The organism is Serratia sp. Ae19-1, from assembly GCF_059801225.1.
On the sequence record NZ_JBCHWD010000002.1, the window covers coordinates 511,846 to 532,041 of the forward strand.

Consider the following 20,196-nt stretch of genomic DNA (forward strand, 5'->3'; position numbering starts at 1 on the left):
TTTAGACGTATCGGCATAGCAAAACCCCGCCGCAGCGGGGGAGAAAAGAAAGCTCAGGGCGGCGCAGTGCGGGCGAAGCTTTCGCGGGCGAACAGGCGTTCAGCCAGCTTGACCAGCGCCGGGCGCTCGACGCACCAGTTGGGCAGGATGCGGCGGAAATTGAGGTAGCCCAGCGCGCAGCCGACGGCGATATCCGCCAGCGTCAGCCGCTCGGCATTGAGCCACGCTTTTTCCCGCGCCAGCGTTTCCAGCGCGTCCAGGCCGTGCGTCAGCTTGTCGCGCTGGCGCAGCATCCAGCTTTCGTCCTGTTTTTCCGGCGCGCGCCGGCTTTCGCGAAACAGCGTCGCCGCCGCTTCGGTCACGCCGTCCGCCAGCGCCGCCACCTGACGAACGCGCAGCGCAGCGGCGCGCTCGACCGGCAAAAACGCCGGTTCCACCGCCAGCAGCTCAAGGTATTCGGCCACGATCGGCGAGTCATAAAACACCTCGCCGTCATCGGCGATCAGCACCGGCACCTTGGCGAGCGGGTTCCATTCCTTCACCCGGCTGCCGGGCTCATACGGCGGATCGTTGACGAATTCGAACGCGATCCCCTTCTCCAGCAGCAGCACGGAAATCTTGCGCACAAAGGGGCTGGTGTAACTGCCGATAAGTTTCATCCGTTCTCCTCCGCTTCGTCCTGGCCGCGGCGCGGCGCCCTTACTTCACCGTCAGAGTATCGATAATCCGCTGCACCAGCGCCTGATGCACCTCCGGCGTTTTGGCCGGCGACAGCATTTGCAGCGTTACCACCCGCTTGTTGAACACCGTCAACACCAGCGTGGAAACCACTTTTTGCCCGTTGACGGTCTGCTCGGTATCTACCCGACGAAACTTCTGTTTGCCGACGGTGAAGTTCTCTTCTTTGGTGGTCTGGATGTTCTGATAACGCTCGGCCAACACCGTGATGGCGCTCTGCGCCAGCTCTTTCAGCATTTTGTCGCTGGTGTTGAGCTTCATGTCATCCGGCGGGATCACTTCGGACGAGACCGCACTCTGGCGCGACTTGCCGTCGAGGAAACGCTGGATGGTGGAGGTGCTGTCGTTGATGATGCCGCTGTTCAGCGTCTGATCGCTGAAGCCCGGCGGCAGTTCGAAGGTGATTTTGCCCTTCTGCAGCGACACGTTCAGCCCCGGCGGCGCAGGTGGCGTCTCTACCGGCGCAGGCGGCGGCGGTGGCGCGGGCTGCGTCACGGTCGGCTTGGTATCGGGTGGCGGCACCGCCGGTTTGGTGTCGTCCTTGTTGTCGCAGGCCGCCAGTCCGAACGCCAGTACGGCGACCGCAGTCAGTTTTGCCAGGGTGTTTAACATCGTGGTTCCTTTCGCTTGGCGCGTCATGGCCTAAACGTAGCAACTCGCCCGGGCGAATGCCAGAAGCCCGTTCTGAAATTGCTCATTCGGCCCCGCGCGAACGGGGCCGGGCGGTTACTCCGCCGGGAACAGGAACGGATTGATGCTGCTGCGGCCGAAGCCTTCTTCTTCCATACGGGCGTCCAGCACCAGTGAAGCCAGATCGTCGGCCACCGCTTCGACCTGCGGGTCTTTTTCCTGATAGAGGATCTTCAGGTAAGTGCCGCAGTCGCCGCAGCTTTCCGCCTTCACCGCCGCCTGCTCGCTGTCCAGCGACCAATAGTTGAGATCGCGGGTCTGCTCGCAGTTGCTGCACTTCACCCGCACCACGTGCCATTCGCTTTCGCACAGGTTGCAGTGCAGGTAGCGCAGGCCGTTGACGGTGCCGATGTGCACCATGCTGGAGACCGGGATGCTGCCGCACACCGGGCAGAACTGGCGCTGCTCGCCGTATTCGGCGCGCGCCTTGCCGGGGATCAGGCTGGCCATCTGCGCCCAATAGAGCGACAGCGCGGCCCAAAGGAACGGCGCCTTCTCGCTGCCCACCTTGCCGAACTCGCGGTTGAGCAAGGCGTCGGCCATCAGCTCCAGCTCGTGCGCCGAGGCCTTCTCCAGGTTGTCCAGCACCGCCAGAATGTGCTCCGGCGCCTGTGGGCGCAGCTCGGCGATCAGCGACGTCAGCAGCTTGCGCCAGTGCTCGCTGCGCGGAAACACGCTCAGATCAAGCGGCGGTTTGCCGCTGGCGGCGCCCTGCGCCAACGCTTCGCTCAGATCGAGCTCCAGCGGATTGTCGTGCAGCGCATGCTGCTGCGCCTGCGCCAGCTCGGCGGCGAAGTTCAGGTAGTCGCCCAGCGGGTTGTCGACCGCCAGCTGACGCAGGCGTTCGGCGCGGCGGCTGTAGAGGCTTTTCAGGTTGGCGAAAAGTAACGGCGGGATGTTCTCCGCCGTTGTGGACTTCTCACGCTGTGCCCCTAACTGCTCTTTAGGAACGATGCGGATACTCATCAGGGTTTGTCTTCCTGTCGTTTCTCGCGGACCTCACGGTACCAGCGCGGATGATGTTTCTTGGCCCAGGCCGCCGGCACCCAGCCTTCCACCATCGCGGTAATGGTGCCTTTTACCCACAATGCGGCGTAAATGTGCACCATAATCACGATGATAAGGCCGACCGCGGCCAGCGAATGCACCAGCAGCGCGATGCGGATCAGCGGGATGGAGAACGACGGCGCAAAATACGGCCGCCAGATCACCACGCCGCTGGCCAGCAGCAGCACCAGGCTGATAATCGCTGCCCAGAACACGCACTTCTGGCCGAAATTATAGCGCCCGGTATCACCCACTTCCTCGTTCATGGCGATTTTGTGGATGTTCTTGGCCCAGACGATATCTTCCCGGTTGATCAGGTTATGCTTCCAGTAGCGCAGGAACATCAGCAGGAACGCGGCAAACATGATCACCCCGACAAACGGGTGCAGAATGCGCGCCAGCTGCGGCGTCCCGAAGATGTTCATCAGCCAGTTGAAGGAGGGGAAGAAGAACCCCAGCCCGCTGATGGCGGCGAACACGAAGCAGAACGCCACGATCCAGTGGTTGATGCGCTCCGGTGCGCTGTAACGCTGAATGGGCTTTTCCTTTCTCATTTGCGCGTCTCCTCGTCATGCGACTCGTCGTGCTCGTCCTCATCTTCGACGCGGTTAGGCCCGACGCCGACATAGTGGAACACGCTCGCCGCGAAGGTGGCGGCAAAGCCGATGGCCGCCAGGGGTTTCCACACGCCCTTCCAGAAGGTCACCGCCGGGCTGATGCTCGGGTTGTCCGGCAAACCGTGGTACAGCTGCGGTTTGTCGGCGTGGTGCAGCACATACATCACGTGCGTACCGCCCACCCCCGCCGGATCGTACAGACCGGCGTTCTGGTAGCCGCGGGTGTTCAGCTCGCTGACGCGATCCGCCGCCACCTGCTTCATCGCTTCCTTGGTGCCGAAGTGAATCGCGCCGGTCGGGCAGGTTTTCACGCAGGCCGGTTCCTGGCCGACGTCCACGCGGTCGACGCACAGGGTGCACTTGTACACCCGGTTGTCGTCCTTGTTCATGCGCGGTACGTCGAACGGGCAGCCGGCGATGCAGTAGCCGCAGCCGATGCAGTGCTCGGACTGGAAGTCGACGATGCCGTTGGCGTACTGAATGATCGCGCCTTCCGACGGGCAGGCCTTCAGGCAGCCCGGATCGGCGCAGTGCATGCAGCCGTCCTTGCGGATCAGCCATTCCAGCTTGCCGTTTTCCTCCACCTCGGAGAAGCGCATCACCGTCCACGACTTGGCGGTCAGATCGGCGGGGTTATCGTACACCCCGACGTTGTGCCCCACTTCGTCGCGGATGTCGTTCCATTCGGAACAGGCCACCTGACAGGCTTTGCAGCCGATACAGGTGGTGACATCGATCAGTTTGGCCACTTCTTCCTGGTGGTCACGGGCGCGCGGCGCCGGCGTGAAGCCATTGGTGGCGGATTTACGAATGATGTCTTGAGATTGCATGGCCATAATTCGTCTCCGTTACACCTTTTCCACGTTGACCAGGAACGCCTTGAACTCCGGCGTTTGCGTATTGGCGTCGCCGACGAACGGCGTCAGCGTGTTGGCGATAAAGCCTTTCTTCGCCACCCCTTCGTAACCCCAGTGGATCGGGATGCCGATGGTGTCGACTTCCTGGCCGTGCACCTGCAGCGTGCGAATGCGCTTGGTCACCACCGCCTTGGCCTTGATGTAGCCACGGTTGGAGCTGACTTTCACGGTATCGCCCTGCTTGATGCCTTTCTTCTCCGCCAGCTTCTCGCCGATCTCCACGAACTGCTCCGGCTGCGCAATGGCATTCAGCCGCGCGTGCTTGGTCCAGTAGTGGAAGTGCTCGGTCAGACGATAGGTGGTGCCGACGTACGGGAACTTGTCGGATTTGCCCATCGCCGCCAGATCGTCCTTGAACACGCGCGCCGCCGGGTTGGACACCACGTTCGGGTGCAGCGGGTTGGTGCCGAGCGGCGTTTCGAACGGCTCGTAGTGTTCAGGGAACGGCCCTTCCGCCATCTTGTCGGTGGCGAACAGGCGGCCCATGCCTTCCGGCTGCATGATGAACGGCCCGACGTCGCTGCCCGGTGCTGCGGTGCTGTAGTCCGGGATATCGGCCCCGACCCACTTGGCGCCGTCCCACTCCAGCAGCTGGCGTTTCGGATCCCAAGGTTTCCCCTGTGGGTCCGCCGAGGCGCGGTTGTACAGGATGCGACGGTTGAGCGGCCATGCCCAGGCCCAGCCCAGCGTATTGCCGAGGCCGGACGGATCGGCGTTGTCGCGCCGCGCCATCTGGTTGCCGGCCGGCGTCCAGCTGCCCGCGAAGATCCAGCAGCCGCTGGCGGTGGTGCCGTCGTCGCGCAGCTGCGCGAACGAGCTGAGCAGCTCGCCTTTTTTCACCAGCACTTTGCCGTCGGCATCCAGCAGATCCGCCAGCGCCTTGCCGTTGTTCTCCTGCGCCACCTCTTCCGGCGCCGGGTTGTCCGGCGTCAGGTAGTCCCAGCGCATGTTCAGCACCTGCTCCGGCACCGCACCGCCGTCGCGCGCATACATCTCGCGCAGGCGGCTGAAGATGCCCGCCAGGATCTCGCCGTCGTTCAGCGCTTCGCCCGGGGCGTCCGCGCCTTTCCAGTGCCACTGCAGCCAGCGGCCGGAGTTGACGATCGAGCCGTTCTCTTCGGCGAAGCAGGTGGACGGCAGGCGGAACACTTCGGTCTGGATCTGCGACGGATCCACTTCGTTGAACTCGCCGTGGTTCTGCCAGAAGTTGGAGGTCTCGGTGTTCAACGGATCGATGGTCACCAGGAACTTCAGCTTGGACAGTGAAGCCACCACCTTGTTTTTGTTCGGGAACGACGCCACCGGGTTAAAGCCCTGGCAGAAGTAGCCGTTGACCTTGCCCTGCGCCATCATCTCGAAGTACTGCAGCACGTCGTAGCCTTTGTCCCACTTCGGCAACCAGTCAAAGCCCCAGCTGTTGTCCTTCTGCGCCTTGTCGCCGTAGAAGGTCTTCATCATGCTGACGAAGAATTTCGGGTAGTTGCCCCAGTAGTTCACCTGGCCCGGCAGCAGCGCCTTCGGCGTGTTGGCCTTCAGGTAAGTCTCGAGATCGGTCTGTTTCTCCGACGGCAGCGTCATGTAGCCCGGCAGGCTCTGCGACAGCAGGCCGAGATCGGTCAGACCCTGGATGTTGGAGTGGCCGCGCAGCGCGTTGACGCCGCCGCCCGCCATGCCCATGTTGCCGAGCAGCAGCTGGATCATCGCCATGGTGCGGATGTTCTGCGCGCCGACCGAGTGCTGAGTCCAGCCCAGGGCATACAGGAACGACGCAGTTTTATCCGCCACGCAGGTTTCGGCGATGTATTCGCACACCTTGAGGAAATCGTCCTTCGGCGTGCCGCAGATGTTGTTCACCACGTCAGGGGTGTAGCGGCTCACGTGCTGCTTCAGCAGGTTCCACACGCAGCGCGGATCCTGCAGCGTGACGTCGCGCTTGGCGAAGCCGTTCTCGTCGAACTGATAGTTCCAGGTGGTTTTGTCGTACTTGCGGTTTTCCGCGTCGTAGCCGCTGAACAAGCCGTCTTCGAAGGCAAAGTCTTCCCGCACCAGCAGGCTGGCGTTGGTATAGGCCTCGACGTACTCGCGGTTAAATTTGTTGTTGGTCATCAGATACAGCAACACGCCCGACAGGAAAGCGATGTCGGTCCCGGAGCGGATCGGCGTGTAGAAGTCCGCCACCGATGCGGTTCGGGTAAAGCGCGGATCGATTACGATCAGCTTGGCATTGTTGTGTATTTTGGCTTCCATCGCCCAGCGGAACCCCACCGGATGCGCTTCCGCCGCATTACCGCCCATGACGATAATCAAATTCGCGTTCTTGATATCAACCCAGTGGTTGGTCATCGCACCGCGACCAAATGTTGGAGCAAGACTTGCTACCGTTGGTCCGTGTCAGACACGCGCCTGGTTGTCTACGGCAAGCATGCCGAGAGCGCGACTAAATTTTTGCGACAGAAAACCGGTTTCGTTGCTGGCGGCCGAGGCGCACAGCATGCCGGTGGTCAGCCAACGGTTGACGGTAACGCCCTGATCGTTGGTTTTGATGAAGTTGGCGTCACGGTCTTCTTTCACCAGCTTGGCGATGCGGGTAAAGGCGTCGTCCCAGCTGATGCGCTGCCATTTGTCCGACCCTGGCGCCCGATATTCCGGGTACTTGAGGCGGCTTTCGCTGTGGATGAAGTCAACCAGGCCGGCACCTTTCGGGCAAAGCGCGCCGCGGTTTACCGGATGATCCGGATCCCCTTCGATATGGAAAATGCTTTCTTTGGCGTTTTTGGCGCCATCACCAAGGCTGTACATCAACAGCCCACAGCCGACGGAACAATACGTACAGGTATTACGGGTCTCGCGGGCGCGCAGCAGTTTGTACTGCCGGGTTTCCGCCAACGCCACTTCAGGGGCAAAGCCCAGCGCGGCCACCGTCGTTCCTGCCATACCGCCAGCGCAGATCTTAAAGAACTGCCTTCTGCTGACCTGCATGGGGGTCTCCTTTACACTCGATTGTCACATTGTTCAAATGGCGCTCTTCGCCAAAACGGCAGAGCGCTAATGTCACTGTTGTTATGCTGATACGCGACGCGGCGATATTACCACAGCGTGCTTGTGGTTGTTACACACTCGTGCTCATTCAGTGAACGCATTGGCACATTTCGATACATTTCGGCGTCTGTACAGGCCCGGCGCTCTCTACAGTATAGAGAGTAACCAACATGTCGGCGCGAGGGCATCAGGTGGCGCTCAAGGCTTCTTTTCTATCAGTCTGTTAACGCAGCGATTTGTTCATTAACCACACACTTCACAGGGCATTGATAATCATTTTCAATATCATTTAATTAACTATAATGATCCGACTGCTTACGCGGTGCTCGCCCTTTGCGCCGCCCATACACCACTGGAGATGATGATTATGAGTTATTCACTGCCATCCCTGCCGTACGCTTACGACGCACTGGAACCGCATTTCGACAAGCAGACGATGGAAATCCATCACACCAAACACCACCAGACCTATGTCAACAACGCCAACACCGTGCTGGAAGCCTACCCTGAGCTGGCCAAATACAGCGTTGAAGAGCTGATCCAGGATCTGGATAAAGTGCCTGCCGACAAACGCACCTTCATGCGCAACAACGCCGGCGGCCACGCCAACCACAGCTTCTTCTGGAAAAACCTGAAAACCGGCACCACGCTGGGCGGCGATCTGAAAGCGGCCATCGAGCGCGATTTCGGCAGCGTTGAGAAATTCCAGGAAGAGTTCGAAAAAGCCGCAGCCACCCGCTTCGGTTCCGGTTGGGCCTGGCTGGTGCTGAAAGACGGCAAACTGGCCGTGGTGTCTACCGCCAACCAGGACAGCCCGCTGATGGGCGAAGCCGTCGCCGGCGCTTCCGGTTTCCCAATCATCGGTCTGGACGTATGGGAACACGCTTACTACCTGAAATATCAGAACAAACGCCCTGACTACATCAAGGCGTTCTGGAACGTGGTCAACTGGGACGAAGCGGCCGCACGCTTCGCTGCGAAGAAGTAATTCGCCCCCGCTGATGAAGATGCCCGCCGCCGGCGGGTATTTTTTTGCCTGAAATCCGCTAAAGTTTGACCACTTCTTGCCGATGGTTTGTTCAATTGACGTTCGCCCGGAGAAGGAAAAACGCTATGGCGGCATTGCAAGCATTGGCAGGAAAGTTCACTCATCTCACCGTAGGTAAAAAGCTCGGTCTCGGCTTCGCGCTGTTGCTGCTGTTGGCGGTCGTCATCGCCGGCACCGGAGCGCAATACCTGCACATCATCGAATCCCGCGCCGATCGCATCGACTTCAGCAACCGGCTGAACGAGGAGATCAATCAGGCCAAATACAACCGCGCCATGTATGGCCAGACCTACCAGCCGGAATATATTCAGAACAATCGCGCCAATATCGACAACGCCGTCAAACTGATAGACCAGGGGCAGGCGTTGGACTGGGACGCCCAAAGCCGCAAGGATCTGCAGCGTCTGGTGACGCTGATCGGGGAATACCAGCAGCAGCAAAAAGTCTTTGAGCAGGCGGTGGCGGCCAAAGATGCGGTGCGCCAGAGCTGGAACATGTCGGAAGTGCAGGCCAGCCTGAGCCAGGTGGAACGTCAGCTGACCAACGGCGATCTGCAGCTGGCCTTTATCCAGCTGAACCAAAAGCTGACCCAGGTGCGCTACGGCGCGCGCGGCCTGCTGCTGAGCCTGAACAAGGAAACCGAGGCGCCGCTGATGGCGGCCATTGACGACGCGCGTGACGCGGCCAACGCCCTGAGCCGCCGGGTCAGCGACGCGCAGCGCCCGCAGCTGCAGCCGCTGCTGGCCGCTTTGGACGATTACAAAAACCGCATTGCGGCCTACCTGCCGGCCTATGAGCACGAGCAGCAGATCAGCCGGCAGCTCGGCGAACGCGCGCAGGCGATCGGCACGCTGGTGAACGCCTTTATGCAGGACGAGCTGGTGCAAACGCGCAACAACATCAATCTGGCGCAGCTGCAGATGGGCATCACCACCCTGATCGCCATCATCGCCGGAGTGCTTATCGCCTGGCGCATCACGCTGCAGATCATCCGTCCGCTGCACAGCACGCTGGCGATGGCGGAACGCATCGCCAGCGGCGACCTGCGCCAGGCGCAGACCAGCACCCGCCGCGATGAGCTGGGGCAGCTGCTGAACGCGGTGGCGGCGATGAGCCAAAATCTGCGCACCATGATTGAAAAGATCCAGATGGGCGTCAGCCAGGTTTCCACCGCCTCGGCGGAAATCGCCGCCGGCAACACCGATCTCTCTTCCCGTACCGAACAGCAGGCGGCGGCGGTCGAGGAAACCGCCGCCAGCATGGAACAGCTGACCGCCACGGTGAAACAGAACGCCGACAACGCCCATCACGCCAATCAGCTGGCCACCGACGCTTCGCAGACCGCGCAGCAGGGCGGCAAGCTGGTGGAAAACGTGGTCAGCACCATGCGCGATATCTCCAGCAGTTCGCAACGTATCGCCGAAATTACCACCCTGATCAACGGCATTGCCTTCCAGACCAACATCCTGGCGCTCAACGCCGCTGTCGAAGCGGCACGCGCCGGCGAACAGGGCCGCGGCTTCTCGGTGGTCGCCAGCGAAGTGCGCAGCCTGGCGAGCCGCAGCGCCCAGGCAGCCAAAGAGATCGAAGGGTTGATCGCCGAATCGGTCAGCCGGGTGAAAACCGGCACCGAACTGGTGGAAAGCACCGGCAACACCATGGAGCAGATCGTCCGCTCGGTTACCCACGTGCGCGACATCATGGCCGAGATCGCCGCCGCCTCCGATGAACAGACGCGCGGCATCGCCCAGATTGGCCAGGCGATCGTAGAAATGGACCACACCACCCAGCAGAACGCCGCGTTGGTGGAAGAGTCCGCCGCCGCCGCCGATTCGCTGGAAGAGCAGGCGGAGATGCTGCTGCAGAGCGTTTCGGTGTTCCGTTTGGCGGAGCAGACCGAACCCGCCACCGTGAAAGCCGCCGCGCCGAAAGCGCCGGCCGTAAAACCCGCGGCCGCCAACGCCGCAGCGGAAGAGAACTGGACCACCTTCTGACGCCCTCAGGCGAGGAATATCCGTTCCTCGCCCTATCTTTGTGGCAACAGGTGGGTCGCGACTCCCCAATTCAACAAATTAAAACCAGAGGCGGTCGCATCAAGCATTGCGTAGCCGCAATTGCGATGACCGTATCTGCGGAGGTCCTCCTGCGGGTCAGCCCCTTTAAGCCACCAAATCAGTGCCTGCAGAGCATGGCCGTGCGTAACCACACCAAGCGTTTGATTTTGTCCATCGACAGCCAGATCGGACAGACAAGCCATCAGGCGCCAGGCAACCTCATAAGCATTCTCCCCTCCCGGAGCCGACGCCTCTGCCTTACCGGCAAAGAGGCACTGCGTCGCTTCAGGATAATCGCGCATGGCCTGCGCATAAGATAATCCTTCCAGTCGGCCAAAATCTTGCTCCTGCAAACGCTTATCCATTTGCACAGTGCAGCCACATCTCTCAGCCAACGTCTCCGCTGTCGTAAAAGCCCGGCCAGCCGGTGAACTGATCAACAAAGTGACCGATAACATTTGCAAGCGAGCGCCAAGCCCAGCGATTTGACGTCGCCCCTCTTCTGTCAGCGGACTGTCACTTCGCCCCTGAATAATCCCCGAGCGGTTCCATTCTGACTCCGCATGCCTCAATACAATGAAACGCATGGTTTTTTCTCGACGATAAAAGCCTAAATATAGACAGGAAAAACACATCCTTCCGTACAGGTAAACGCCGGGTAGTGTACGGGAACAACTCAGGCTATGCTGAGCCCTCGACGCGAGACACGGAGGCGCACATGCATCACCCAGACGTTTACATCGGCAGCATCCAACCCTATGAAGGCGGGCGCCCCAGCGCCATCGCCAAACGCCAGGTGGATGGCGCCATCCGGCTCACGCCGCTCGGGCTGGAAGGCGACGAACAGGCCGAAAAAAGCTACCACGGCGGGCCGGACCGCGCGCTGTGCCACTACCCGCGCGAGCATTATGCCCACTGGCGCGAGCAGTTTCCGGCGCAGGCCGAGCAATTTTGCGCCCCGGCCTTCGGCGAGAACATCTCCACCGAAGGGCTGACCGAACACAATGTGTTTATGGGCGACATCTTCCGCTGGGGCGAGGCGCTGATCCAGGTCACCCAGCCGCGCTCGCCGTGCTTCAAGCTCAATTATCACTTCGCCATCGAGGACATTTCGGTGCTGATGCAGCAAAGCGGCCGCTGCGGCTGGCTGTATCGGGTGGTGTCGCCGGGCGCGGTCAGCGGCGACCGTCCGCTGGCGCTGGCGGCGCGCAGCAGCGACGTGACGGTCGCCGAAGCTATCGCCATCGCCTGGCATATGCCGTTCGACGCGGAACAGTACCGCCGCCTGTTGGCGGTGGCCGGCCTCTCCGCCAGCTGGAGCAAGACCATGCTCACGCGGCTCGCCGAAGGGCGCCTCGAGGACTTCAATCGCCGCCTGCTCGGCCGTTGAACACGCGGGCGGAAAAGATGAAAAACGTGCGCCGGATGCCGCGCTAAACATTTTCTTCCGCCTATACTGTAGCCGCACGTTTTTTCAGCCAGGAGCCAGGTATATGACCACCCCGACCCATTCGATTCATCACGCCGCCGCCGAAGGCTATCAGGCCAATGCCGATCGCTATGTGAAAGGCCGGCCGGATTACCCGCCGGAAATCGCCGTCTGGCTGCGTGACGTCATCGGTTTGCACGCCGGCATGACGGTTATCGATCTCGGTGCCGGCACCGGCAAGTTCACCCCGCGCCTGCTGGAAACCGGCGCGCAGGTGATCGCCGTCGAACCGGTGCCGCAAATGCTGGAAAAACTGTCGGCGGCGCTGCCGCAGGTGAAAACGCTGGCGGGCACCGCCGAGGCGATCCCGCTGCCGGACGAGTCGGTCGATGCCGTGGTGTGCGCCCAATCCTTCCACTGGTTCGCCACGCCGCAGGCGCTGGCGGAAATCCAGCGCATTCTCAAGCCCGGCGGCAAACTCGGTCTGGTGTGGAACATGCGCGATGCGCGCGTCGGTTGGGTGCGTAAACTGAATCAGATCGTCGATCGCCACGAAGGCGATGCGCCGCGTTTCTATACCGGTGAATGGCGCAAGTTCTTCCCGTTCAAAGGCTTTGAACCTCTGCAGGAGCAGGTGTTTATGCTGGGCCACCGGGGCGCAGTGGAGGACGTGATCTACAACCGCGTGCGTTCAACCAGCTTTATCGCCGCGCTGCCGCAGCCGCAACAGGAGCAGGTTATCGATCAATTGCGCCAACTGGTGGCGGAAGAAGAGGAGCTGCAGGGCCAGGACACGATAACCGTGCCCTATCAGACCAAGGCGTATTTCACCACCAAGGTCTGACGCCCGGGGTTCAGAACGCTTTCTTGGCGTAACCGGTGACCGCTTTCAGGCCCATCTCACGGCCCAGTGCGGTCATCGGGTGCACCACGATCAGCCCGCGTGCGCTTTTCTTCAGCGCGCCCATATCGGCCTGCTCTTTCTTGGTGATTTCACGGCTGAACGGCAGCTTGCTCAGCTTCTGCGCTTCGGCGCTCAGCTTCTCGCCGCGCACGTTTTTCAGGCGCTCGATCTCCGCCGCCAGCTTCTCTTTTTCTTTGGTGTGCTGCGCGATCAACTCAGGATTGCCCTGTTGGATCACGGTGACGTCTTTGTGGTTCAAGGCGTCCAGCAGGTCGCTCAGGCGCTTGATCTCTGCCTTTTCTTTCTCTTTCATGGTCTCTGGCCCGTTGTGCCCAAAATGGCACGCTAATCAACAATACCGGCATTGTAGCAAAAGGCGCGCGCCGTTACCCGTCCTGCGCAATACCGGGCGGCAGGCCGCTCATCTCGCAGGCTTTGGCGCCCAGCCGGGCCAGCGCCTGGGTGTAGCGCGCGTTGAACGGGTAGCAGCAGGAGAGCCGCAGCGCGTTGCGGTAGCGCCCGCTGGGGGAATACAGGGTGCCCGGCGTCAAACAGATCTGCTCCTCCAGCAGTTGATGGAACAGCGCCACGCTGTCCACGTTAGGAGGGAACTCGACCCAAAACACGAAGCCGCCCGCCGGCTGCGTGGCCAGCGTGCCGCGCGGGAAATGCCGGGCGATCAGCGCCCGCGCCTCGTCCACCTGAGCGGCGTAGCGCTTACGCAGGTTGCGCAAATGGTGATCGTAGCCGCCGCTCTCCAGGAAGGTCGCCAGCGTTTCCGACAGTAGCTGCGACTCGGACATCGATGACACCGCCTTCAGCTTGCGCAACGCCTCATGGAAACGGCCGCCGCAGATCCAGCCGACGCGAAAATCCGGCGCCAGCGTTTTGGTGAAGCTGGAGCAAAACAGCACCCAGCCGTCGCGATCGAACGCCTTCACCGCCGGTGACAGCGCGCCGCCGAACTGGATCTCGGCATACAGCCCGTCTTCAATCAACGGCACCTGATGATCGTTCATCAGCCGCGCCAGTCGCTTTTTCGCCGCCAGCGGCATGGTGCAACCCAGCGGGTTTTGCACCGTCGGCATGGCGATCACCGCATTCAGCCGCTTCTCGTTCAATAGCAGTTCCAGCGCATCCAGCGACAGCCCCAGCTGGGGGTCGGTGGGGATTTCCAGCGCTTTCAGCCCCAGGCTGGCCAGCAGCGGCAGCAGATAAAAGTAGGTCGGCGACTCCAGCCCGACGCAGTCGCCCGGTTGGGTGGTGACGCGCAGCGCCAGCTGCAGCGCTTCCATGCAGCCGTGGGTCAGCACCACGTCGCCCGGCTCCAGCAGCATACCCAGCGTCATCGAGCGGCGAGCGATCTGCTGGCGCAGCCGCAGGCTGCCGGGCGGCAACGGGTACTGCCCGATCAGATCCGGCTGGCGGCGCAGCTGAGAGGACAGCATGCGCCCCAGCTTGCCGCCGGGATAGAAATCGCTGGTCTGCGGGCAGGCCAGCGCAATGTTGGTGAAGGCCGGGTTTTGCTGGGCGGCGAACACCGTATCGATCAGCGCCAGCACGTCGTCCGCCGGCGGTTCGATACGGCCGCTGGGCGCCGAGGCCATCTTCAGCGCCGGCAGCGTGCTGCGCACATAAAACCCCGACTGTGGCCGTGCTTCAATCAGCCCGCGATCCTCCAGCGTGCGGTAAGCCGACACCACGGTATTGATGCTGACGCGATGGGTTTGCGCACAGCGCCGCACCGAGGGCAAGCGGTCACCGGGCAGCAGCGTGCCGCGGCGAATGGCCTCAGCCAGCGTATCCGCCAGCTGCAGGTAACGGGTATCCGGGGTCTCATCGAGCAGGGTCACAGTTTCTCTCCAGGCAATGGTTACAGTTTACATTTCGTACAACTGTAACCATGACAATATACGATTTGTGATTCTGTCACCATCCCATCGCAGCGATTATGCTGATCCTCTCGTTATCACCGTCATTTTCAAGGAACCTGCCATGCTGGACTCCGCCTTTGTCAGCTACGTCACCGTCATGTCGATCACCCCCGGCCCCAACAACCTGCTGCTGGCCTCGTCGGGCGTCAACTTCGGCCTGCGCCGCACCCTGCCGATGCTGTTCGGCATCTGCGTCGGCTGCGCGGTGCAGCTGGCGATCATTATCCCGCTGCTGGCGCTGGCGTTGAGCTGGGCCGGCGTCATCCGCTTCCCGCTGGCGGTGATCGGCTGCGCCTACCTGCTGTGGCTGTCGTGGAAACTGTTCCAGGCCGCCTCGCCGGACGCCAAAGAGCAGGCGCAGCCGATGAGCCTGCTCAACGGCGCGCTGTTTCAGGCGGTCAATCCCAAGGCCTGGCTGATGGTGATCAACGTGGCGATCCTGTTCACCCCGCGCGAAGGCGCCACCTTTGTCCATACGCTGTCGGTCATCGCCGGTTTCGCGCTGCTGAACTTGCCTTGCGTGCTGCTGTGGGCGGTGCTGGGCGATCGGTTGCGCAACGCGCTGCGGGTCACCTGGAAACTGCGGGTGTTCAACGGCGCGATGTCAGGCCTGATGGCCGCCACCGCGCTGTGGTTGCTGTTCGACGAGTGGCGCGCGGCCTTTGCTTAGCCGCGGCCGAGAGGAGAAAGCCGGGAGGGTTGTTTGGCGCCGATACCGGCGATCAGATCGGTAATGGACAGCACCATGGTGGAGCGCACCATCTGCTGATAGCGTTGGCGCTGCATGGCGATCAGCGCTTCATCCGCCTCACCCGGCTGCAGGAAGGTCGGCACCGGCGGCAGCGCAGCCACGCAGTGCAGCTCGCCGAACGGTCCGAGGATTTCGTCGTCAACGAAGCGGTATTCCGAACCGTCATGGTTCAGTTCTTCCCGCATCGCCATCAGCAGCTCGGCGTCTTCATATTCGTGGCGGGAAATCACCCCCAGCCCGTACATCAGCTTCAGGCGCACCGACAGCTCCCCCAACGGGCCGCTGCCGGACAATAGCGGTTCGACGGCATATTTCACCGCGTAGTCGTCCTTGCGAAATACCTGCACCACCAGCACGTTGAGCGCTTCCGCCAGCAGCTCTACCGCCGCGATCAGGAAGCTGCGCACCGTTTTGCCCGCGTTCAGCTTTTCCAGAACCTGGTTTTCAAATGCCTGTGCTTCTTCCATCGTCGCTTTTCGAAAGGCGTGGGGAGGGCCGTCGATGCCGAACTCGGGTTGCAGGAGCGCAGCAAGCTGCGCTCGGGTGTTCATCATCACGGATCTACTTGTGCATGGCGTTATACACAGCAACGGCCTGTTCTACAACCTCGCTTTCCGCCGGCAAGCCGGAAATTTGCGCCAGCGCGGCTTTCGGCCCCAGGGTGCTCAGCAGTTCCGCCAATTCCAGCGCCTGCGGATCCTGTTCGCTGCGGTAACTCATGGCGGCGGCGATGCCCTGGATCAGGTTGGCGTGCGGCAGGCCATATTCCAGCGTGCCCAGCAACGGCTTGATCAGGCGATCGCCAGCGCTCAGTTTGCGCAGCGGCTGGCGCCCTACGCGCTCGACGTCGTCATGCAGATACGGGTTTTCAAAGCGGCCGAGGATTTTATTGATGTAGGCGGCGTGCTTATCGGCGTCAAAGCCATAGCGCTTGATCAGCACCGCGCCGCTCTCTTCCATCGCCCCTTTCACCACGCGGCGGATCGCCGGGTCAAGAATGGCGTCGCGAATGGTTTGCAACCCAGCCAGCTGGCCGAGATAGGCGGTGATGGCGTGACCGGTGTTGAGGGTGAACAGCTTGCGCTCGACGAAAGCCATCAGGTTATCGGTCAGCTCCATGCCGGCGATCGCCGGAGGCTGGCCTTTAAACTGCGTCTGGTCGACGATCCATTCGCTGAAGGTTTCCACTGTGACTTCCAGCGGATCGCTGCTGTCCGCCGGCGGCACGATGCGGTCGACCGCCGAATCGACGAAGCCGACGTGCTGCTCAACCCATGCTTGCTCGTCCTGCGGCAGCGCGGCAAACACGTGCTGCTTCAGCTGGCTGGTGCCGCGCACCATGTTCTCACAGGCGATGATGTTCAGCGGCTGCGCATTGCCCTGCTGATGGCGCAACACCAACCCTTTGGCGATCGTGCCGGCGATTTTGGCGAGAATTTGCGGGCCCACGGCGGTGGTCACCAGATCCGCCTCGGCGATCAGCGCTACCGCGGCTTCGCTGCCGCTGTTGACGGCGCTGACGTTGTTGACGCTCTCTACGCGCTCTTGCTCGCCCACCACGTGCACCTGGTAGCTTTTACGGCTGTTCAGCAGATCCAGCACCGTTTGATTGACGTCGGCGAAGGTCAGCTCAACGCCCGCGTCCGCCAGCAGCTTGCCGATAAAACCGCGGCCGATGTTCCCTGCGCCAAAATGTAATGCTTTCATAACTCTACCTTCTTAATGTCGAAGGGTGCAGCAAGCTGCACCCTTTAAAATGATTCTGTTATCCGGCTTTTTTGCCGCCGAGCAGGTCCAGCACTTCCTGGACGCTGGTGGTATTCGCCAGCCGCTCGATCACGCTCTCGTCATCCAGCGCGTTGGTCAGGCTGGTGATCACCTGGATATGCTCGTTGTTGCGCGCGGCAATGCCGATCACCAGGCGCGCCACTTCGTCCTCTTCATCGCCGAAGCGCACGCCCTGCGGGTATTGGCAGAACACCACGCCGGTACGCAGCACCCGGTCTTTAGCCTCGATGGTGCCGTGCGGCACGGCGATCGACTCGCCCAAGTAGGTGGACGTGAGCTTTTCGCGCTCCAGCATCGCCGGCACGTATTCCGGCTCAACGTAGCCGCCCTTCACCAGCTGCTCGCCGGCGAAACGGATCGCCTGCTCTTTGTCGCTGACCTGCAGGTTGAGGAACACGTTGCTCTCGCTTAGCTTGAACAGCCCCTGTTCGCCGGCCTCTGCAGCCGCGTGCGCGCCGCTCTGCGGGGCCGCTGCGGCAGCGGTATTCACCGCCAGCAAACGCTCGACCAGATCGCCATACAGCTTGCTGTCGAGGAAGTTGGTCAGTGAAATGTGCTGGGCCTGCGGCGCATGGCGCATCGCGCGTTCTGTCAGATCGCGGTGGGTGATCACCAGGTCCACATCGTCCGGCAGACTGTTGATGGCGCTGTTGGTCACCGAGATGTTCTTCAGCCCGGCGTCGGCCACTTTCTTGCGCAGCACCCCGGCGCCCATGGCGCTGGAGCCCATGCCCGCATCGCAGGCGACGATGATTTTGCGCACGGTGCTCAGATCGCCATCGACCGCCGACGGCGCGGCCGCGCCGCCCTTGGACTGCGATTTCATCTCTTGCACGCGACGGGTCGCGGCTTCCAGATCATCATCCTCTTTCACCTTGGAGGTTTTCAGCAGGAAAGCGGACACCACGAAGGAGACGGCAAAGGCTGCGAACACCGCCGCAATGTTGGCGAAATAGGCGCCTTTCGGGGTCATCGCCAGCACCGCCAGAATCGACCCAGGGGAAGCCGGAGACACCAGGCCACCGTTCAGCATCGTCAGGGTAAAGACGCCGGTCATGCCGCCCAGGATCACCGCCAGCAGCAGACGTGGGTTCATCAGCACGTACGGGAAGTAGATTTCGTGGATGCCGCCCAGGAAGTGAATGATCGCTGCACCGCCGGCGGATTGCTTGGCGCTGCCGCGGCCAAAGAACATGTAGGCCATCAGCACGCCCATGCCCGGGCCTGGGTTGGCTTCAATCAGGAAGAATACCGACTTGCCGGCTTCCGTGGCCTGCTGAATGCCCAGCGGCGAGAAGATGCCGTGGTTGATGGCGTTGTTCAGGAACAGGATTTTCGCCGGTTCAACGAAGATGGACGCCAACGGCAGCAGGTTGTTCGTCACCATCACGTGCACGCCCGCCGCCAGCAGTTTGGAGAGCACCTCCACCAGCGGCCCGATGCCCAGGAAGGCCAGGATCGCCAGCAGCATGCCGATGATGCCGGCGGAGAAGTTGTTCACCAGCATTTCAAAGCCGCTTTTGATCTTGCCGTCCACCCAGCGGTCGAAGTGCTTGATAGCCCAGCCGCCCAGCGGGCCGGCGATCATCGCGCCGAGGAACATCGGCATGTCGGCGCCGACGATGACGCCCATGGTGGTGATGGCGCCGACTACGCCGCCGCGATCGCCGCCTACCAGTCGCCCGCCGGTGTAGCCGATCAGCAACGGCAGCAGGTAGGTGATCATCGGGCCGACCAGCTTGGCTAAGGTTTCATTCGGCAGCCAGCCGGTTGGAATGAACAGTGCGGTGATAATCCCCCAGGCGATAAAGGCGCCGATGTTGGGCATCACCATGTTGCTCAGGAAGCGGCCAAAGTTTTGCACTTTAACCTTGATGTCTGGTGAAAACATAAAACACACCCCTATTGTTACGCGCTGACAATAGAGCGCGTGATTATTGTTGTGACGATCCAGCCGTGTTGCCGCTGTATGCGAAACGGACTCTATCACGCTGTTTTTGTCACGCGAACTTCACGAATTTTTTGTGATACAAATCACATACAACACCCCAACAAACCACCACTTATAGTGATGCTGATCACAATTATGGCGTGTAAAAAAAGCACAGTGAGAAAGAAATCGCCTTAAAACCCGCAATAAAGTGATGCGCATCACATTTTTAACTTGGTGTTTTGTTTTTAAATTGTGACAAACATCACAATTTATTTTTGGCCGCCGCGCCCGATAACAACGCGCTGTTTGATCTTCCCTGTGAGCACTCATCCCGCCGGGAACTAGCGAAGTGATGAGTGAAAGAAAACTACATTGCCTAATGAATGGATTAATTGAAGTGTAGTACAGAAGCCTGCGCAATAAGCCAGCAAGTTATTGGAAACGCTGAGGGGGGAAATAAAACAGGCCGGCAATGCCGGCCTGTCTCTCGTGCGCGGGGGCGTTATTGCGTCACGCTTTGAATGGTTTTCTGCGCGTTCACCAGGTTCTGCTGTTTAGCCACCAGATTCGACATCATGGTGTTGTATTGCGCCACCTGTTGCGCGGTGCGGAACTGCACGCCGTTGTTGTTAAAGCTGACCTGATTGCCCTGGCTCTGCAGGAAATCGCCAACCTGCACCAGATCCTGCACGAAGCTGGCGGTGGTCGGGATCGCCGGCATCAGGGCGTTGGCCGGCGCGGTGACGATCTTGTCATAGGCCTGGTTGTACACCGCCTTCAGATCGTCGGGCTGCTTCAGCGCCGCACGGGCGGTATCCGCCTGCGATTTGGCGGACTGGATCTGCTGGCCCAGCAGGTTCAATGCTCCGACCGATTGCTGCAGCGCGTCGCGTTTGTTCAGGTAGTCCTGCGCGGTGCGGATCTGGTTAATCTGGTCCAGCGCCGGCGTCAGGCTGGCGCCGACCGATTTGGACAACTGCTGGGAAAAACCGACCAAAATCGCATAATCGCCGGCATAGTTGCCGAACTTCTGTTTCTGGTCTTCGCTCAGCGTGGGGATGTTCGCCCCGCTGCGCATCACGGTATTCTGTAAGTAATCAATGAATGCTTTGCGCTGTTCCGGCTCTTTATCGCCGCAGGCGGTCAATTGCATGACCACCAACAATGCCAATACCGGTGCCAACCAACGCGCGAAAACTCTGCTCTGGATCCCTACCGCCATGTGACATAACTCCTGTTATAAACCTGCTTTTTCATTGGACTCCGCCCCTTTTTCCGCACTCCGTGCGCCTATAAGAATAGATCAA

Annotated in this window: 18 protein-coding genes; 5 read left to right on the plus strand and 13 right to left on the minus strand. The window is 61.0% G+C overall.

Going from position 1 to position 20,196, the window contains the following annotated elements; translation table 11 throughout:
- Nucleotides 1-53 precede the first annotated feature (53 nt).
- The 6 genes from AAIE04_RS07755 to fdnG all read right to left on the minus strand — a co-directional run bounded on the left by AAIE04_RS07755 (nucleotide 54) and on the right by fdnG (nucleotide 6,988).
- Complete coding sequence (locus AAIE04_RS07755; protein WP_019455530.1) at nucleotides 54-659, minus strand: glutathione S-transferase; 606 nt, start codon at nucleotides 657-659, stop codon at nucleotides 54-56.
- Between the two features lie 40 nt (nucleotides 660-699).
- Nucleotides 700-1,350, minus strand: a complete 651-nt coding sequence (locus tag AAIE04_RS07760; RefSeq protein ID WP_019455529.1) for a DcrB/PsbP domain-containing protein — start codon at nucleotides 1,348-1,350, stop codon at nucleotides 700-702.
- A 114-nt stretch (nucleotides 1,351-1,464) separates the two neighbouring features.
- The gene (gene fdhE, locus AAIE04_RS07765; protein ID WP_019455528.1) at nucleotides 1,465-2,394 is read right to left on the minus strand and encodes a formate dehydrogenase accessory protein FdhE; all 930 of its coding nucleotides are present in this window, start codon (nucleotides 2,392-2,394) and stop codon (nucleotides 1,465-1,467) included.
- A complete protein-coding gene (fdoI, locus tag AAIE04_RS07770) occupies nucleotides 2,394-3,029 on the minus strand; it encodes a formate dehydrogenase cytochrome b556 subunit (protein ID WP_004934017.1) in 636 nt (211 codons plus the stop codon). The genes fdhE and fdoI overlap by 1 nt, the downstream gene beginning before the upstream one ends.
- Nucleotides 3,026-3,928, minus strand: coding sequence for a formate dehydrogenase subunit beta (gene fdxH / locus AAIE04_RS07775; RefSeq protein WP_004934014.1), 903 nt, complete (start codon nucleotides 3,926-3,928; stop codon nucleotides 3,026-3,028). Before fdxH ends, fdoI begins: the two co-directional genes overlap by 4 nt.
- A gap of 12 nt (nucleotides 3,929-3,940) precedes the next feature.
- On the minus strand, nucleotides 3,941-6,988 hold the full coding sequence (gene fdnG / locus AAIE04_RS07780) for a formate dehydrogenase-N subunit alpha (RefSeq protein WP_498576760.1): 3,048 nt from the start codon (nucleotides 6,986-6,988) through the stop codon (nucleotides 3,941-3,943).
- A 427-nt stretch (nucleotides 6,989-7,415) separates the two neighbouring features.
- Between fdnG and sodA the strand changes: the two genes are divergently transcribed.
- Nucleotides 7,416-8,036 (plus strand): superoxide dismutase [Mn], encoded by a 621-nt coding sequence (gene sodA / locus AAIE04_RS07785; protein WP_004934003.1) that lies wholly within the window; start codon nucleotides 7,416-7,418, stop codon nucleotides 8,034-8,036.
- A gap of 125 nt (nucleotides 8,037-8,161) precedes the next feature.
- A complete protein-coding gene (locus AAIE04_RS07790; RefSeq protein WP_498576761.1) occupies nucleotides 8,162-10,090 on the plus strand; it encodes a methyl-accepting chemotaxis protein in 1,929 nt (642 codons plus the stop codon).
- A gap of 32 nt (nucleotides 10,091-10,122) precedes the next feature.
- On the opposite strand, the gene AAIE04_RS07795 is transcribed toward AAIE04_RS07790, so the two are convergent.
- Nucleotides 10,123-10,737, minus strand: a complete 615-nt coding sequence (locus AAIE04_RS07795; protein WP_015376170.1) for a histidine phosphatase family protein — start codon at nucleotides 10,735-10,737, stop codon at nucleotides 10,123-10,125.
- A 131-nt stretch (nucleotides 10,738-10,868) separates the two neighbouring features.
- Between AAIE04_RS07795 and yiiM the strand changes: the two genes are divergently transcribed.
- Entirely contained in the window at nucleotides 10,869-11,540 is a 672-nt protein-coding gene (gene yiiM, locus AAIE04_RS07800; RefSeq protein ID WP_498576762.1) for a 6-hydroxyaminopurine reductase, read from the plus strand.
- A 103-nt stretch (nucleotides 11,541-11,643) separates the two neighbouring features.
- Nucleotides 11,644-12,423: a class I SAM-dependent methyltransferase gene (locus AAIE04_RS07805; RefSeq protein WP_019455524.1), complete on the plus strand. Its 780-nt coding sequence runs from the start codon at nucleotides 11,644-11,646 to the stop codon at nucleotides 12,421-12,423.
- A 10-nt stretch (nucleotides 12,424-12,433) separates the two neighbouring features.
- Here AAIE04_RS07805 and AAIE04_RS07810 read toward each other — a convergent pair whose 3' ends face one another.
- Nucleotides 12,434-12,796, minus strand: a complete 363-nt coding sequence (locus tag AAIE04_RS07810; protein WP_019455523.1) for a YibL family ribosome-associated protein — start codon at nucleotides 12,794-12,796, stop codon at nucleotides 12,434-12,436.
- Nucleotides 12,797-12,869: 73 nt separating this feature from the next.
- Nucleotides 12,870-14,336 carry an aminotransferase-like domain-containing protein gene (locus AAIE04_RS07815; RefSeq protein WP_063918267.1) on the minus strand — a complete coding sequence of 489 codons (1,467 nt, stop codon included), beginning with the start codon at nucleotides 14,334-14,336 and terminating at the stop codon, nucleotides 12,870-12,872.
- Between the two features lie 142 nt (nucleotides 14,337-14,478).
- Here AAIE04_RS07815 and AAIE04_RS07820 point away from each other — a divergent pair, with 142 nt between their 5' ends.
- On the plus strand, nucleotides 14,479-15,087 hold the full coding sequence (locus tag AAIE04_RS07820; RefSeq protein ID WP_004933983.1) for a LysE family translocator: 609 nt from the start codon (nucleotides 14,479-14,481) through the stop codon (nucleotides 15,085-15,087).
- Here the strand turns inward: AAIE04_RS07820 and AAIE04_RS07825 are convergent.
- The 4 genes from AAIE04_RS07825 to AAIE04_RS07840 form a co-directional block, all read right to left on the minus strand.
- Nucleotides 15,084-15,635 (minus strand): MltR family transcriptional regulator, encoded by a 552-nt coding sequence (locus AAIE04_RS07825; protein WP_016929575.1) that lies wholly within the window; start codon nucleotides 15,633-15,635, stop codon nucleotides 15,084-15,086. The two genes, AAIE04_RS07820 and AAIE04_RS07825, sit on opposite strands and share 4 nt — an antisense overlap.
- A gap of 94 nt (nucleotides 15,636-15,729) precedes the next feature.
- On the minus strand, nucleotides 15,730-16,875 hold the full coding sequence (locus AAIE04_RS07830; protein WP_063918268.1) for a mannitol-1-phosphate 5-dehydrogenase: 1,146 nt from the start codon (nucleotides 16,873-16,875) through the stop codon (nucleotides 15,730-15,732).
- A gap of 58 nt (nucleotides 16,876-16,933) precedes the next feature.
- Complete coding sequence (locus AAIE04_RS07835; protein ID WP_498576763.1) at nucleotides 16,934-18,847, minus strand: PTS mannitol transporter subunit IICBA; 1,914 nt, start codon at nucleotides 18,845-18,847, stop codon at nucleotides 16,934-16,936.
- A 544-nt stretch (nucleotides 18,848-19,391) separates the two neighbouring features.
- Entirely contained in the window at nucleotides 19,392-20,111 is a 720-nt protein-coding gene (locus tag AAIE04_RS07840) for a DUF3053 domain-containing protein (protein WP_019455519.1), read from the minus strand.
- Between the last annotated feature and the right edge of the window lie 85 nt (nucleotides 20,112-20,196).